The following is a 13,958-nucleotide window of genomic DNA, read 5'->3' on the forward strand; positions in this document are numbered from 1 at the left end:
CGGCCGGTTTCTGACCGACGGCGGGAAATGCGCGGGAAATTGGCCCGTGTGGGCAGAAACCTAACCGGCACCGCGCCCGGGCGGGAGGGGAGCCTCCCCGTCCGCGGCCCCGGGGCGCCCGGTCGGCGCTCGCCATCACGGGGCCTTGTCCGCGCGGCGGATCTCGTTGACCAGCTGGTGCGCGCGGCGCGTCGTTTCCGGCTGGCGGTACCGGGGCGAGAGCCGAAGGACCAGGTCGACCGCCGTCTCCAGGTCCATGCGGTGGCCAGCCGACACGTACACCGGCTTGGCCCCGGTGCGCGTCCGCAGCGCCATCCCTACCACTTCGCCCTCGTGCACGATGGGGCTGGTGTCGCCGCGCTCGCCGCCCAGCTCGCCGTGCGTGCCGACGAACAGGTTCTTGGCGCACCCCACGCTGGGCACGTCCCACAGCACCCCGCCGTGGCAGGCCAGGCCGAAGCGCCGGGGATGGGCGTAGCCCTGGCCGTCGAACACCACCAGGTCGGGCTTCTGCTCCAGCGCGTCCCAGCACGCCTGCAGCGGCGGAAGCTCGCGGAACGACAGGTAGCCGGGAACGTACGGAAAGCGCAGCTCGGCGGCGCTGGCCGACTGCCCCACCACCTCCAGCGTGTCGGCCCGCAGCACCACCACGGCGGCGTACCCGTAATGCTTGAAGCGCTCCACCGAAACGTCGGCGCCGGCGACCAGCCGGGGCGAGAAGCCCGGCGGGGGATGGCGGATGAGCTGTCCCCGCATCTCCTGCTGGATCTCGCGCGCCTGCGCCACGGTCATGTCCCAGCGGGGACGAGAGTCAGTTTCGGACACGGACTGTACTCATAAGGTGGGGGAGTATACGCAAAAAGCGGGTGCGGGCCGCGCCGCCGCGATGACCCTTCCCGGGCCGCAATGGCGCGGAGCCGAACGGAAAGGTGGACACGCGGCGCAGGGCCGCTATCTTGCATTTCATCCACCCCGCAATCCCTCATCCGCACCCCGGCCGGAGTACCGCATGGAGCGAACCCGTTTCATCGAGCACAAGGGGAAGCGCATCCTGCTGCTGGACTATGCCGGCGCGCGCGACCCCGACGAGGCGGTGGCTTCGGTCCGGGAGTCTATGGAGTTCATCGCCCGGCAGCCGCTGAACTCGCTGCTGGTGATGACCGTGGTGCGCGATGCGCGCTACAACGCGGCGGTGCTGCAGGCCATGAAGGAGCTGGCGGCCCACAACGCGCCGTACGTCAGGGCCAGTGCCGTCGTGGGAATGTCGGGGCTTCACCGCATCGCCTACACCGCCGTCCTGATGTTCTCCAAGCGCAACATCAAGACCTTCGACGACGAGGCGCAGGCGCTGGACTGGCTGGTCGGCCAGGACTGAGGTCGCGCCGGCCCCGAAACAGCAAACTGCATTTCACGCAGAGGGCGCAGAGGTGAACGAGAGGACGCAGAGGAACCACGTGTCGGTTCTCTGCGTCCTCTCTTCATTTCTCTGCGTCCTCTGCGTGAAACCGTCCTTGCTCGGAGCGCGTCGGGGACGATACCTTCGGCAGCTCACGAGAAAACGGATGCCGGGAGAGCGAGATGCAGCCGGACCAGAAGGAACTCATCGAACAGAACCTGTTCGCCGCGCGCAAGATCGTGCGCGAAACGCTGAGGAAGTGCCAGGCCGAGGGCGTGCACCCCGCCGCCGTGGCCCAGGTGCTGGGCGAAAACGCCGTGCAGCTGATGATCCGCAACTTTGGACCGGACGCCGGCAAGGACTACTGCAAGAGCCTTTCGCAGGAAGCCATCCGCCTGGCGCACCACTACCGCACCCACGTGGCTCCCGCCGCCGAGCCGGACTGAGCGCCGGCGTGATCCACGAACAAGGCCCCGCCGCTCGGCATGAGCGGCGGGGCCTTTGTGCATCCGGGCGGGACGGCTTACTGCACCGAGACCAGCGTCACCTCGAACACGAGGATGGAGTTGGCCGGAATGCTTCCCGCCGGCTGGTTTCCGTACCCCAGGGCGGGCGGAATGACCATCAGCCGCTTGCCGCCCACCTTCATCCCCGTGATGCCCTCGTCGAAGCCCGGGATGACCGCCCCGGTACCGAGCTTGAACGAGAACGGCGTGCCGGAGGACAGCGAATCGAACACACGGCCGTTGGGGAGCGAACCCTTGTAGTACACCCCCACCGTCTTGCCGCTCTGCGCCACGGTCCCGGTGCCCACCGTCAGGTCGCGGTAGTACATCCCGCTGGCGGTGCGCGTCATCGAGTCCAGGTCGACGCCCAGGCCGGCGGCGAACCGGGTGTCCTCGATGCTCGTGGGAGAATCGCCGCAGCCCGATGCGGCCAGGGGGAGCACGGCGAGGGCCAGGGCAATAAGAATAGGACGCATGAGCCTCGGAAAGTCGGATGGTTCACGGGTTGCACCCTCAATATAACACGTCGGCCAACCCGTTTCCACCGTTCACCCGGCCGCCGCGGGCGACGGATCCGGCACGGGCTCCACCCTGGCCCTCCCTTCGGCCTCCACCAGCCGCAGCAGCTGGCAGTTGGCGGGCATGAACTCGGCGAACTGGTTCGTCTCCTCGCCCGCGTAGTGCACCCGCGCCAGGCGGATGGGCGCGGTGTGGGTCACCGCCAGCGACACCCGCCCGCGCCGGCGGATGCGCTCCAGCGCCGCGACCACCCGCTGGCGCACGGCGGGCAGCGTCTCGCGGCCGTCCATCACGAACGCGGCCGGGTCTGCCTGCCAGCGCGCGAACTCCTCCGGAAAACGCGCCGCGATCTCGTCGTCCGTGAGCCCCGCCCAGAGGCCGACGTCCATCTCGCGGAGCGCGGCGTCTTCGTACAGCGGCAGCCCGCACGCTTCGGCCACGATCTCGGCCGTTTCGCGCGCGCGGGCGATGGGACTGCACCACACCTCGTCGATCCCCTGCTCGCGGACGCGCTCCGCCAGCTCGCGCGCCATCTCGCGGCCCTCGGGAAGCAGCGGCTCGGCGTCGATCCCCACGTTCACCCACCTCAGGTTCGCCGCCGTCACCCCGTGGCGGGCCAGGTACAGCCGCCCTGCGTTGCCCATGTTCGTCCCGTGCGGTGCGAAGAATCCAAGCTCTGCACCAGCGGAATGCAACGCCCGCACCAGCTCACGATCGGCGGGGGCGCGCCCCGGCCGCCCTGCGCCAGTTCCCCTAGCGGCGGCGCAGGAGGGACGGGAGCTCCTGGAAGTCCGCCGTCCGCGGGAGCGCCTGCAGGAGCTCCGCCAGCTCGCCGGGCGGAACGATCAGCTTTCGCGTGTCCAGGTCCATCCACCCGCCCTGGATGGTGAGCAGCGCCGCCTCGCGCCCGTCCGCGCGCAGCACGTCCTGGTGCACGCGCCAGTGCGACACGTCCGCCGAAAGGCCCGCGCAGCGCAGGGTGACCGTGAGCGCGTCGCCGAACCTCACCTCGCGCTTGTAGCGCACCTCCTCGCGCATCATCACCGGGCCGAAGCGAAGCTCCTCCAGGCGGGCCTGCGTGAAGCCCCGCCCAGCCAGCAGGCTGAAGCGCGTGTGGGTGGCGTATTCGCTGAACGCGGTGTTGCGCACGTGGCGGTTGCCGTCCAGGTCGGCCCAGCGCACCTCGAACGCGCACTCCCAGGCGGCGTCGTTCCTCGTCATCTTTCCCCCGCGGTCCGTCGGTTCATGGCTGCGGCGCAAAGCGATGCCCGGCATCAGCCGACGGACAATCTGAACTCCGGGCATTCGCGGCGGTACTAGGGGGATCGTGCACCTTATCCCCTGCAGCCGGGACGAACATGCGCTGGCCGATCGCGGGACTCTGCGTCCTGGCCCTGACGGGATGCACCATCGCCGACGTCACCACGCCGCCGGGGCAGGACCGCCTGGTCGTCCAGGGCGTGCTGCGGACCGACCGGACGTTGCAGGCCCTGATCCTGTACCGCTCCGTGGCCGCCAGCGAAGCCCCCCCCGAGCGCGGAGCGCAGGTGGTGGTCACCCGCGACGACGGGGCCCGGTTCGTGTTCAACGAGGTCTCGAACGCGGCCTGCATCCCCGACGTTCCCAGCAATCCCGGGGGAACGCTGGGAACCTGCTACGCGACCCCCGCGCCGCTGGGGTTCTGGGTGCTGCCGGGGCGGACGTACGACCTGGAGGTGACCACCACCCGCGGCGAGGTGGCGCGCGGGCGCACGCAGGTGCCGGGGGCGTTCTCGCTGGTGGGGCTGCCCTTCGACGCACGCGAACGCGCGAACGGCGTACCGGGCGAGCAGTGCCGGCTGCCGTCGGGCACCGTGGTGCCGGTAACGTGGACGCGGTCGAGCGGGGCGTGGGGGTACATTTCGCCGCTGCTCATCTTTGGCCTCTCGGCGCACGCGCAGTCGGGCGGGTTTACCCCGCCGGCCGATCCGCTGGAGCTCGTGGGCGTCTCGGTGTCGTCCAGCGACACCACCACCCTGCTGCCGGACGAGTTCGGGGTTTTCGACCGCTTCAACCTGGACCAGGACCTCCTGCGCTTCCTGCAGGGCGGCCTCCCCAACGGACTGAACCTGGTGCTGACCATTTCCGCCGCGGACCGCAACTACATCAACGGCGTCCGAGGGGGATCGTTCAACCCGTCGGGCCAGGTGCGCGTTTCCAGCGTGGTCGGCGACGGCGTGGGAGTGTTCGGATCGCTCGTTCCCCTCACCGCCCGGATGACGGTGGGCGGCAGCGCCGCCGTTCCGCTCTGCAAGGGCGGCTGAGTAGTCCGGGGGAGACGGGGGAGAGGGGAAACGCCGGCCCGGGAGCGCGCTCCCGGGCCGGCGCTGCTTCAGTGCAGGGTGGCGCCGATGGAGTAGCTGACGGAAACCGACGCGCGGACCATCTGTTCGGCCGGGTTGATGGGGGTAGGCGCGCTTTCGGCCATGTTCGCCATCGCATCCCGGGCGTACATCACCGGCGGCTGCGGCACCATGCCGAACTCGGCCGTGTGCGCCTCGTGAACGAGCCCCAGCTGCACGCCGAGCGCGGCCGCGATGGACTCGGCGTCGGCGCGGGCGCGGCGGACCGCGTCGGCGATGGCCTGCTGGCGGAAGCGCTGGGGATCGCGCAGGCCGAAGCGCACGCCGTGCACCCGGTTGGCGCCGGCCTGCAGCGCCGCGTCGATCACCTGTCCCACGCGGGCGATGTCGTGCAGCGTGGCCGACACGGTGTTCATCACCCGGTAGCCCCGGATGCGCGGCTCGCCCGATTCCATGCTGCGCGGGTCGTAGTCGGGAAACACGTTGTAGTCGCGCGTCTCGATGCGCTCGCGGGGCACGCCCGCCCTCACCAGCGCCGCGATCACCCGCTCCATCCGCTGCGCGTTCTCTGCGGCGGCGGCCTGCGCGGTGGCGCCCGTGGTTTCCACGGCGAAGTCCGCTGTCGCCTGGTCGGGGGCGGCGCGCACCTGCCCCGTGCCGGTCACGCGGATCACGCGCTCATTCGTCTGCGCGGCTGCGAACGGCGCGGCCACGGCGCTCGCCGCGAGCACGGCCGCGAACAGGCCGGCATCTCTCATCCTCATCATCCTCATCCTCCCATGTCGCTGGTCTGTCCCATCACCGCGGAAGGGCGGCCCGGAAAGGTTGATACCCTGCCACGCGGGGCGAGGTTGCGCCAGGTACAAAAGGGAGGGCCCGGAGCGGGGAGGCTCCGGGCCCATGGGGGGGGGAAGGCAGCGTCGAGGCGTAGGTGGGGCCGTGGTGCGGCGAGTCGAGGTAGGATGGGTGCTGCGGATGAGAAAAGAACTGCCGGGCCACCGTCGCTGTCCCCCCCAAGATCGTTGTGCCCTGTCGGGCGCTAGCGACTCTCCAAAGGGCAAGGGCGGGGCCAAGGTGGGGCACATTGCAACATCGTTGATATCAAACGACTTAAGCCCCCCTTGCGGTGCATCTGGGCGGGTATTGCCGGGGACATGGGGGGACAGGTGGGGCGGCGTTGTCCCACAGCTTTCGCCCCGAAGTCTCATCCCAGGGGAACGGGGCCGCACTACGGACGTATGAAGCGGTTTCACTCTGCAACTCGCGGGCGGGACGGCGGATGGCCAGGAAGTACGGGATCAAGGAAGTGTTCGCCACGCTGCAGGGCGAAGGGGCGCAGGCGGGGATGCCCGCGGTGTTCCTTCGCTTCGCGGGGTGCAACCTGGGCTATGACGTGTGTCCGTGGTGCGACACCGACTGGGTGAAAGCCGAGTACACGCTGGACCTCGACGAGACGCTGGACCTGGTGCGCCGCACGGCGTGGGAGGGCTTCGGGGGGGAGGTTCCGGGGCTGCTGCTGGTGGCCACGGGCGGCGAGCCCAGCCTGCAGCTGGACCGCCCGCTCTCCGATGCGCTGCGGGAACGCGGCTACCGCATCTCCATGGAATCCAACGGCTCGCGCCCGGTGGACCGTTCGCTGGTGGACTGGCTGACGGTGTCGCCCAAGCAGGCGGAGTTCGCGCAGAAGGAGGGCGACGAGCTGAAGCTGCTGTTCACCGGCGGCGCCGTCCCCGGCATCACCCCCGACGCCGACGCGGTGCGCCGCATCGCCGCCGGAACCCGGTTCGGCCACTACTTCCTGCAGGCGGTGGACGTGCCGGCGGTGGGCGGGCCCAACTACGGCGAGGTGATCCAGACGGTGATGCAGCTGGGCCCGCCGTGGCGGCTTTCGGTGCAGACGCACAAGGTGGCGGGCATCCCGTAAGGCCGGCTTTTACGCCCGGCGCGGGCGCCCGCTTTCTCGCCAAGCGTTTGAATCAACTGCGAGGGTACAGAGATACAGAGAACGGTCTTCCGCTCGACGCTGCCGGGCCTGCGACTTGCGCCAGCCGCCACCCCGCGCACCGGCGGAGGTGCGCTCGATCGATCAACGGAAACGGCGAGGATGTACGGATGGCGGGGATCCTGGACGGGAAGACGGCGGTGGTGACCGGCGGCAGCAAGGGAATCGGCTACTCGATCGGCGAGTACCTGGCCCGGGCCGGCGCCAACGTGGTGATCTCTGCCCGCAACGCCGACGAGGTGAAGGCGGCGGCGGAGAGGCTGAACGGGCTGGGAGCGGGCACCGTGATCGGCGTGCAGGCCGACGTGCGGAGCTACGAGGACGTGCAGCGGATGATCACGGCGGCGGCGGAACTGGCGGACGGGCTCGACATCCTCATCAACAACGCCGGCGTGGGCGGGTTTGCTCCGGTGGACCAGATCTCGGTGGATCTCTGGCACAGGATCATCGAAACCAACCTGAACGGCGTCTTCTACTGCTGCCGCGAAGCCGTCCCGCACATGCGGAAGCGCGGCGCGGGGTGGATCATCAACATCGGCTCGCTGGCGGGCAAGAACCCGTTCGCGGGTGGCGCGGCGTACAACGCCAGCAAGTTCGCCATCGTGGGCTTCAGCGAGGCGATGATGCTGGACGTGCGCGAGGACAACATCCGCACCAGCTACATCATGCCCGGGTCGGTGGCGACGTACTTCAACGACCACACGCCCAACGAGGCCGACGCGTGGAAGATCCAGCCCGAGGACATCGCGCAGATCGTGATGGACCTGCTGGCCATGAATCCGCGCACCCTCCCGTCCCGCGTGGAGGTTCGCCCGAGCCGCCCGCCCAAGCGCTGAGCGATGGCCGGCGAGGGGAAGGGCGGCCCGGCGAAGGAGCCCCCGGACGAGGCCGGGCGTGGGCCGAAGGTGCGGGCGATGATCTGGGACCTGGACGGCACGCTCTCCGACGACAAGGCGCGCGCGCACTTCGTGGAGGTTGAGCAGGGGCGGGCGCGCGACTGGAAGTCGTACTTCGACGCCATCGACGCCGATCCGCCCATCGCCGCCTCGATGGAGGTGCTGCGGTCCATGCACGCGGCGGGAATCCGCATCATCTTCCTGACCGGCCGGCCCGAGTACACGCGCCCCAAGACGGAGCGCTGGCTGAAGGCCAATGGGCTGACGGACTACGACGCGCTGGTGATGCGGCCCGGGGGCGACTTCCGGCCGGCGGGATACTTCAAGGTCGAGGCGGTGGCGCGGCTGCGGCGGGAGTACGAGCTGGTGTGCGCGTTCGAGGACCGCATCGACGTGGCCGAAGCGCTGCGCCAGGCCGGCGTGCCCGTCTTCCTCTACGGTGCCGGCGCCGAAGCCGCGGCCGAGGCCCTGGAAGCGCTCGACATCCGCCAGGACGACCTCACCTCCGGAGACGATCCGGAGAGTGGAAAGCGGCAGCGGAAGAATCCCTAGTCGGCCGGACCCGCATAACTAGCGACACAGACGCGCACCGCCAGAGCGGCTGCATGCCCAAGTGGGATGCAGCCGTTCTCGATTTTGCACCATCGCCACCATTCCGTTCACGCCACAGACGCGATGAAACCTGGCACGCAAGTCCTTGTCATTGCTGAACATCACGCTTGACAACCGCACAGCAGGAACACTATCGTCTGCCTGTGTTCCGGACGAACCGGACTGCACGCGGGCGCTGACGAGTGACGACAAGAGAGGCCGGTATGGGTGACAATCGGAAGTTGGCCGAGCTGATCCTCTACATCTCCGCGCGGTGTGAGGATGACGCGGCCTACGGATCGACGAAGCTCAACAAGATCCTGTTCTACGCCGACTTCCTGTTCTACGCGAACACGGGCGTCTCGATCACCGGCCAGGAGTACATGCGGCTCGACCGGGGACCCGCACCGCGTCGGCTGGTCGTGATTCGGAACGAACTGGTCGACCAGGGCGCTCTGACGGTGCGCGACCAGAGTTACGGGCGGTGGCGACAGAAGCGTCCGGTTGCCCTTCGCCCGGTGGATCTCAGCGCGTTCACTACCGATGAAATTGCGAGCGTGGATTCGGTCGTCCGTGAGTTCTGGGGCATGAGCGCGACGGAGGTAAGCGACCACTCGCACCGGTTCGATGGATGGAAGCTCGCGAACGATCGCGAGACAATCCCGTATCCGACTGCCCTCATTTCGGACGAAGCTCCGTCGGCGGAAGATCACGCCATCGCCCTCCAACTGGGCCGCGAGTGGGCCGCTCGCCGGGCGGCGTGAAGGCGCGATTGTGGAACCTTGGTCGTTCCGCCCGAAGTCGCTGATCAGCTGGCCGCGATCGGTCCTGTCGGATACGACTGGAGTGACGTCGTAATGTCGATCGAGTGGTACCTGACGCACGATCCCCTCACCGTGGGCTACGCCACGCAGGACGCTGCCGTCCGCTTGCTGGTCCTCAGGAGGCCCTTGGGCTTACCCGGCATCAAGGTCTTCTTCGCGATCGAAGGAGACACGGTTACGGCGCTGCGCGTAACGTCGTTCCGAACGCCTACCCCCTCAGCCAATACTGATGTTGATTCGAAAGACACCGCCCCTCTCGCCGGAGGGCATCGAAGAGATTCTCGCGGAGATGCGCGCGCCACCGGCTGACACACCAGAACGGCGCGCCACATTCGAGCGTGCACGCGCGGCCAAGTTCCTCGTCGAACAGATGCTTTCGCATTCAGAATGACGAACGGGGACGCGCGTGCCGTCCCCGTTCACCGTTCACCCCCGGCGACTGCCGATCAGCGGTCGCGGTCAAGCATGCTGCCCTCGTGCACGGCATGGTCGCGGGCGGTTTCCTGGCTGCTCTCGTTGCGCTCGGACTTCTCGTACTCGGCGGTGATGCGCGCCATCATCTCGTCACGCCGGTCGAACAGGCGCTTGGGCGTGCGCGGCGCATGCTGGTCCAGCGCGTACGCCGCCAGGATGGGCAGCGCCACCGTGGAATCCAGGTAGCAGACGACTGCATCCGGCAGCCGGTCAGGGTCGATCTTGCCCCAGCTGACCGCCTCGGCCGGGGTGGCGCCGGAAAGGCCGCCGGTGTCGGGGCGGGCGTCGGTGATTTGCAGGAAGTAGTCGTGGCCGCGCTCGTCGATGCCCATCACCTCCTGGATCTGCGGCTCCGTCTGCAGCGCGAAGTTCTTGGGCGAGCCGCCGCCCAGGATCCAGATGGCCGACTTGCCGCCGCTGCGCTTGGCGTCCAGGACGATCGCCGCCGTCTCGTTGACGTCGGCGTTGACGTCGAACATCAGCTTGTTTCCCTGCAGCGCCTTGGCCGCCACGTTCATGCCGATGGACGAGTCGCCCGGCGACGACGTGTAGATGGGCACCGCGTGCTCGTACGCGGCGGCCAGCAGCGACTTGCGGCCGATGCCCAGCTCCTGCTCGCGCGCCGAGATGTACTTGCCGCACAGGTAGTGGAACTCGGCGCTGGACATGGGACGCTGGAACTCGTCCGCCGTGATGATCTTGCGGAAGAACGCGTCGGTGTCCAGCAGCACGGAGTAGTCGAAGAAGATGTCGTAGATGCGAACGACCTCCTCTTCGCGCAGCACGGTGTCGCTGATCTGCGGCGAGCCCTGGCGCAGCTCCAGCCCGATGCCGAAGTGCGTGTCGTGGTACAGGTTGGCGCCGGTGCTGATGATCCAGTCGATGAACCCCGCCTCGATCAGCGGGATCACGGCGCTCATCCCCAGGCCGGCCGGTGTGAGCGCCCCCGTCATCGTTACGCCGACGGTGACGTCGTCCTCCAGCATCTTCTTCGTGAGAAGATGGCACCCCTCGCGGAGCCGCGCCGCGTTGTACGCCTGGAACGTCCCGTCCACCAGGTCGGTGACCGAGAACCCGGGAACGATCTTGGTGGGCTCGATCCGCCGGCCCGAGAGGAACTTGGAACGTGACATAAGAAAGTGCGTTAGTGCGTTAGTGCGTTAGTGCGGAAGTCGCCGCCCTTTTGGCTGCTCCCATGCGCCAGTCGTCACCCACCCCAGGTCTGGAATACATGCGAGTCAAGCGTTTCGAAGACCTTGCCGTATGGCAGAAGGCCCGTGATCTCTCCGTCCTGGTGTATCGCTCCAGCAGCGAAGGGCCGTTCACCCGCGATTGGGGGCTTCGTGATCAGATTCGCAGGGCGGCCGTCTCGACCATGTCGAACATCGCCGAAGGCTTCGGCCGCTACAGCCGGGCGGAGCTTCGCCAGTTCCTGTCGATCGCGCGTGGTTCAGCCACTGAGGTACAGAGCCAGTTGTACTTGGCCCTGGAACTCCAACACATCTCCGAATCCGAACACAGAATGCTGAACGAGCGTTGCGTTGAGGTCAGCCGAATGATCGCCGCCTTACGGGCATCGATCGACCGCGCGTGAGAACCACTTACGCACTCACGCACTCACGCACTCACGCACTTTCCCTACTGCCCGTCTGCCTTCTCCGGCGCTGCGGGCGTTCCCTCCGCCGTGCCCGCCGTGCCCAGCCGCGATGCCTTGCTGCGCCGGGGCGGCCTGCCGGTCGTGGCCGAAATCTCGTCGTAGCAGCGCACGATCGTCTGCACCGCTTCTTCCAGCGAGTCCGTCACCACCAGCATGTCCACGTCCTCCGGCGAAATCTTGCCCTCCGCCAGCAGGGTGCCGCGAATCCAGTCGATCAGCCCCCGCCAGTACGCGGTGCCCACCAGGACCACGGGGAAGTCGCGCACCTTGCCCGTCTGGATCAGCGTCAGCGCCTCGAACAGCTCGTCCATCGTCCCGAAGCCGCCCGGGAAGATGATGAACGCCTCCGCGTACTTCACGAACATCGTCTTGCGGACGAAGAAGTACCGGAAGTTGATGGCGACGTCCACGTAGGGGTTGATCCCCTGCTCGAACGGAAGCTCGATGTTGCAGCCGATGGACTGCACGCCGGCGTCGCGCGCCCCCCGGTTCGCCGCCTCCATCACCCCCGGCCCGCCGCCGGTGATGATGCCGAATCCCGCCTCGCCCAGCAGCCGCGCCGTTTCGCGCGCCGCTGCGTACTCGGGATGGTCCGCCGGGGTGCGCGCCGAGCCGAAGATGGTCACCGCCGGGCCGATGCGCGCCAAGGTATCGAACCCCTCGACGAACTCGCCCATGATGCGCAGCACCCGCCACGGATCGGACCTCGTGAAGTCGAGCGATTCGGGCTGCTCCGAGGGCGACTGCAGCAGCCGCTCGTCTTCGGTGGACGTGCGCGTGCGCTGCGCGACGTTCAGCGTGGGGTTGTCCTGTTCCGCCATCAGTGGTGTACGCACGGGTGTGTCGGCGCCGGACCGGCTCCGGCAAGGGGCACAAGATAAGCGCCCGCGCCGTCCACGCAAAAAGCGGGACTCGCGCGGCGGCTCGCGGCGCGCCATTGTTCCGCCCGGAGAGCCTACCGGGCGACACACCTGACGGATGGGGCGGATGAGGATCATCGAGAGGCGCGGCGCGGCGGCACGCGCGGTTGCGATAGGAGCATGGCTGGCGCTGGCCGCGGGATGCCGCGACGGGGGCGAGCAGCCCAAGGGCGACGAGCAGATCGACGTTGGCACCATCCCCCGGAACGTCGAGGTGCGGCTGTACGTGGCCAGCGACTGGGCATGGAACGAGGAGGACACCCTTCGCGTCACCGTCGTCAACGGCACGGACCAGCCGCTGACGGGCGCGAAGCTGAACCTGTTCGTGGGTTCTCCCGTAGACGTCCGCGCAGACTCGGCCGCCGCAAACTCGAACAGCACGCCCGGGCCGGAGATGATGTCGTCCGGCGAGGGGACGCGGATGATCTTTTCCATCGGAACACTGGCGCCGGGGCAGAGCGGCGAGTTCGCGCAGGCCATCCGCACGCCGCCTGCGCCCCGTCCGCCACTTTCGGAGGAGCGCGACACCTCGACGTCGTTCCCCGTGCGCGCGTGGGTGACGGCCGCCGACCAGCGTGAGCTCGTCAGCGCGCAGGACACCATCCGCATCCGCGCGGGCTCGGACGTGGTGGTGGGCGGGTGCGGGGGGATCAAGGACGTGTCGGTCACGCGCTACGGCATCGGCCCCGTACGGCTGGACATGAAGGCCTCGGACGTGCGAACGCTGTGCCCCGAGGCGCGCGACACGACATGGCGCGGACAGGAAGGAATGCCCGAGAAGGGGCTGGCCGTGGCGCTGGCGAAGCATCCCGTGCTCCTGGTGCTTTCGAACGACCGGATCTCGCGGATCGTGGTCGACACCGTCGGGCTGCGCACGGGCGCGGGGGTGGGCGTCGGCGCCACGCTGGCGGACCTGCGCGCCCGCTACGCCGTGCTGTGCACCGGCCAGGGCGACGGCGGGGTGGCGTTGTGGTCGCCCGTGGCCCCGGGCATCAGCTTTGGACTGGATACGGCCGCGACGGCTGATTGGAGCACGCGGCGCCTGCCCCCCGACTCGCTTCCCGAGGAGGCGAAGGTCACGTCGATGTGGGTGCGCAAGGGCGACGACAGCTGCCCGCCGGCGCAGCAGGCCCGATGAAACAAACGAATCCCGAGAACGGAAAGAGGGCGAAGTGAGGATACCGATGGCGATCCTGGCGGACGAGGCCAACGTTTCCCAGGAAGGCAAGCTGAACGTGATGGGGATCTTCGACCGCATTGCCGCGGCCGAATTTCCCGTGATGCACCCGAAGATGGTGTTCGCCTTTCGCGTGGAGGCCGCGCACGGGGACGGCGGGCGGGGCTTTCCCGTGAACGTGGAGCTGCTGGATCCCGAGGGTACGGTGCTCTTCCAGGCGGGGGGCGAGATGATGGCGCCGCGCGTGCCCGCGGGTGAGTTCACCACCAGCAACCAGGTGTTCACGCTCGTGGGGCTTCAGTTTCCCAAGGCGGGCCTGTACCGCTTCGTGGTGACGGTGGGCGACGCCGAGCCGCACGAAACGCCGTTCCTGGTGCAGTCCGCGGCGAACGATCCGATGATGAATTAAGGGGGAAGGCGCAGGAGGCCGGATCGAGAGCGTCGGGCAGGCCGCGGCGCGTGCCTCGGGCGCCCCCCTCTCCCAGCCTCTCCCCCGCAAACTGCACGGGGGAGAGGAGCCAGTCCGGTGCTCGCGGCGGAGTGCCGGGCGAGGGCTCTGGTCGGCCGGTGCGTTTCGATTGGCTCCGGCGCATGCCTCGGCTGCCCTCTCCCCCCGGCCCCCTCTCCCGCAAGCGGGCGAGGGGGAGAATTCGA

Annotated in this window: 18 protein-coding genes; 11 read left to right on the top strand and 7 right to left on the bottom strand. The window is 68.6% G+C overall.

Going from position 1 to position 13,958, the window contains the following annotated elements; all coding sequences use genetic code 11:
- Positions 1-135: 135 nt before the first annotated feature.
- On the bottom strand, positions 136-792 hold the full coding sequence (gene nfi, locus VGB24_RS13590) for a deoxyribonuclease V (protein ID WP_349263921.1): 657 nt from the start codon (positions 790-792) through the stop codon (positions 136-138).
- A gap of 217 nt (positions 793-1,009) precedes the next feature.
- Here nfi and VGB24_RS13595 point away from each other — a divergent pair, with 217 nt between their 5' ends.
- Complete coding sequence (locus VGB24_RS13595) at positions 1,010-1,375, top strand: STAS/SEC14 domain-containing protein (RefSeq protein ID WP_331073489.1); 366 nt, start codon at positions 1,010-1,012, stop codon at positions 1,373-1,375.
- 203 nt (positions 1,376-1,578) lie between these two features.
- Positions 1,579-1,842, top strand: a complete 264-nt coding sequence (locus VGB24_RS13600; RefSeq protein WP_331073490.1) for a hypothetical protein — start codon at positions 1,579-1,581, stop codon at positions 1,840-1,842.
- A gap of 77 nt (positions 1,843-1,919) precedes the next feature.
- On the opposite strand, the gene VGB24_RS13605 is transcribed toward VGB24_RS13600, so the two are convergent.
- The 3 genes from VGB24_RS13605 to VGB24_RS13615 all read right to left on the bottom strand — a co-directional run bounded on the left by VGB24_RS13605 (position 1,920) and on the right by VGB24_RS13615 (position 3,642).
- Positions 1,920-2,378 (bottom strand): FKBP-type peptidyl-prolyl cis-trans isomerase, encoded by a 459-nt coding sequence (locus VGB24_RS13605; RefSeq protein ID WP_331073491.1) that lies wholly within the window; start codon positions 2,376-2,378, stop codon positions 1,920-1,922.
- A 72-nt stretch (positions 2,379-2,450) separates the two neighbouring features.
- Complete coding sequence (locus tag VGB24_RS13610) at positions 2,451-3,065, bottom strand: histidine phosphatase family protein (RefSeq protein ID WP_331073492.1); 615 nt, start codon at positions 3,063-3,065, stop codon at positions 2,451-2,453.
- A 109-nt stretch (positions 3,066-3,174) separates the two neighbouring features.
- Complete coding sequence (locus VGB24_RS13615; protein WP_331073493.1) at positions 3,175-3,642, bottom strand: thioesterase family protein; 468 nt, start codon at positions 3,640-3,642, stop codon at positions 3,175-3,177.
- A 137-nt stretch (positions 3,643-3,779) separates the two neighbouring features.
- Here VGB24_RS13615 and VGB24_RS13620 point away from each other — a divergent pair, with 137 nt between their 5' ends.
- Entirely contained in the window at positions 3,780-4,724 is a 945-nt protein-coding gene (locus VGB24_RS13620) for a DUF4249 family protein (RefSeq protein ID WP_331073494.1), read from the top strand.
- Between the two features lie 68 nt (positions 4,725-4,792).
- Here the strand turns inward: VGB24_RS13620 and VGB24_RS13625 are convergent, their stop codons facing one another.
- Complete coding sequence (locus VGB24_RS13625; RefSeq protein ID WP_331073495.1) at positions 4,793-5,530, bottom strand: SIMPL domain-containing protein; 738 nt, start codon at positions 5,528-5,530, stop codon at positions 4,793-4,795.
- 512 nt (positions 5,531-6,042) lie between these two features.
- Here VGB24_RS13625 and VGB24_RS13630 point away from each other — a divergent pair.
- The 5 genes from VGB24_RS13630 (at position 6,043) to VGB24_RS13650 (ending at position 9,467) form a co-directional block, all read left to right on the top strand.
- A complete protein-coding gene (locus tag VGB24_RS13630) occupies positions 6,043-6,687 on the top strand; it encodes a hypothetical protein (protein ID WP_331073496.1) in 645 nt (214 codons plus the stop codon).
- A gap of 188 nt (positions 6,688-6,875) precedes the next feature.
- Complete coding sequence (locus tag VGB24_RS13635) at positions 6,876-7,601, top strand: SDR family oxidoreductase (protein ID WP_331073497.1); 726 nt, start codon at positions 6,876-6,878, stop codon at positions 7,599-7,601.
- A gap of 3 nt (positions 7,602-7,604) precedes the next feature.
- Positions 7,605-8,213 (top strand): HAD family acid phosphatase, encoded by a 609-nt coding sequence (locus VGB24_RS13640; protein WP_331073498.1) that lies wholly within the window; start codon positions 7,605-7,607, stop codon positions 8,211-8,213.
- A 263-nt stretch (positions 8,214-8,476) separates the two neighbouring features.
- Positions 8,477-9,016, top strand: a complete 540-nt coding sequence (locus tag VGB24_RS13645; RefSeq protein ID WP_331073499.1) for a Panacea domain-containing protein — start codon at positions 8,477-8,479, stop codon at positions 9,014-9,016.
- 289 nt (positions 9,017-9,305) lie between these two features.
- On the top strand, positions 9,306-9,467 hold the full coding sequence (locus VGB24_RS13650) for a hypothetical protein (RefSeq protein ID WP_331073500.1): 162 nt from the start codon (positions 9,306-9,308) through the stop codon (positions 9,465-9,467).
- 55 nt (positions 9,468-9,522) lie between these two features.
- Here the strand turns inward: VGB24_RS13650 and VGB24_RS13655 are convergent, their stop codons facing one another.
- Entirely contained in the window at positions 9,523-10,683 is a 1,161-nt protein-coding gene (locus tag VGB24_RS13655) for a homospermidine biosynthesis protein (protein WP_331073501.1), read from the bottom strand.
- A gap of 98 nt (positions 10,684-10,781) precedes the next feature.
- Between VGB24_RS13655 and VGB24_RS13660 the strand changes: the two genes are divergently transcribed.
- Complete coding sequence (locus VGB24_RS13660) at positions 10,782-11,144, top strand: four helix bundle protein (protein ID WP_331073502.1); 363 nt, start codon at positions 10,782-10,784, stop codon at positions 11,142-11,144.
- A 44-nt stretch (positions 11,145-11,188) separates the two neighbouring features.
- On the opposite strand, the gene VGB24_RS13665 is transcribed toward VGB24_RS13660, so the two are convergent.
- Positions 11,189-12,028: a TIGR00730 family Rossman fold protein gene (locus VGB24_RS13665; protein ID WP_331073503.1), complete on the bottom strand. Its 840-nt coding sequence runs from the start codon at positions 12,026-12,028 to the stop codon at positions 11,189-11,191.
- A 166-nt stretch (positions 12,029-12,194) separates the two neighbouring features.
- Here VGB24_RS13665 and VGB24_RS13670 point away from each other — a divergent pair, with 166 nt between their 5' ends.
- Both VGB24_RS13670 and VGB24_RS13675 read left to right on the top strand, forming a co-directional pair.
- Positions 12,195-13,265 (top strand): hypothetical protein, encoded by a 1,071-nt coding sequence (locus tag VGB24_RS13670; RefSeq protein WP_331073504.1) that lies wholly within the window; start codon positions 12,195-12,197, stop codon positions 13,263-13,265.
- A gap of 46 nt (positions 13,266-13,311) precedes the next feature.
- Positions 13,312-13,713: a DUF6941 family protein gene (locus tag VGB24_RS13675; RefSeq protein ID WP_331073505.1), complete on the top strand. Its 402-nt coding sequence runs from the start codon at positions 13,312-13,314 to the stop codon at positions 13,711-13,713.
- Positions 13,714-13,958: the final 245 nt, after the last annotated feature.

It is taken from the genome of Longimicrobium sp. (assembly GCF_036399935.1).
Lineage (GTDB): Bacteria > Gemmatimonadota > Gemmatimonadetes > Longimicrobiales > Longimicrobiaceae > Longimicrobium.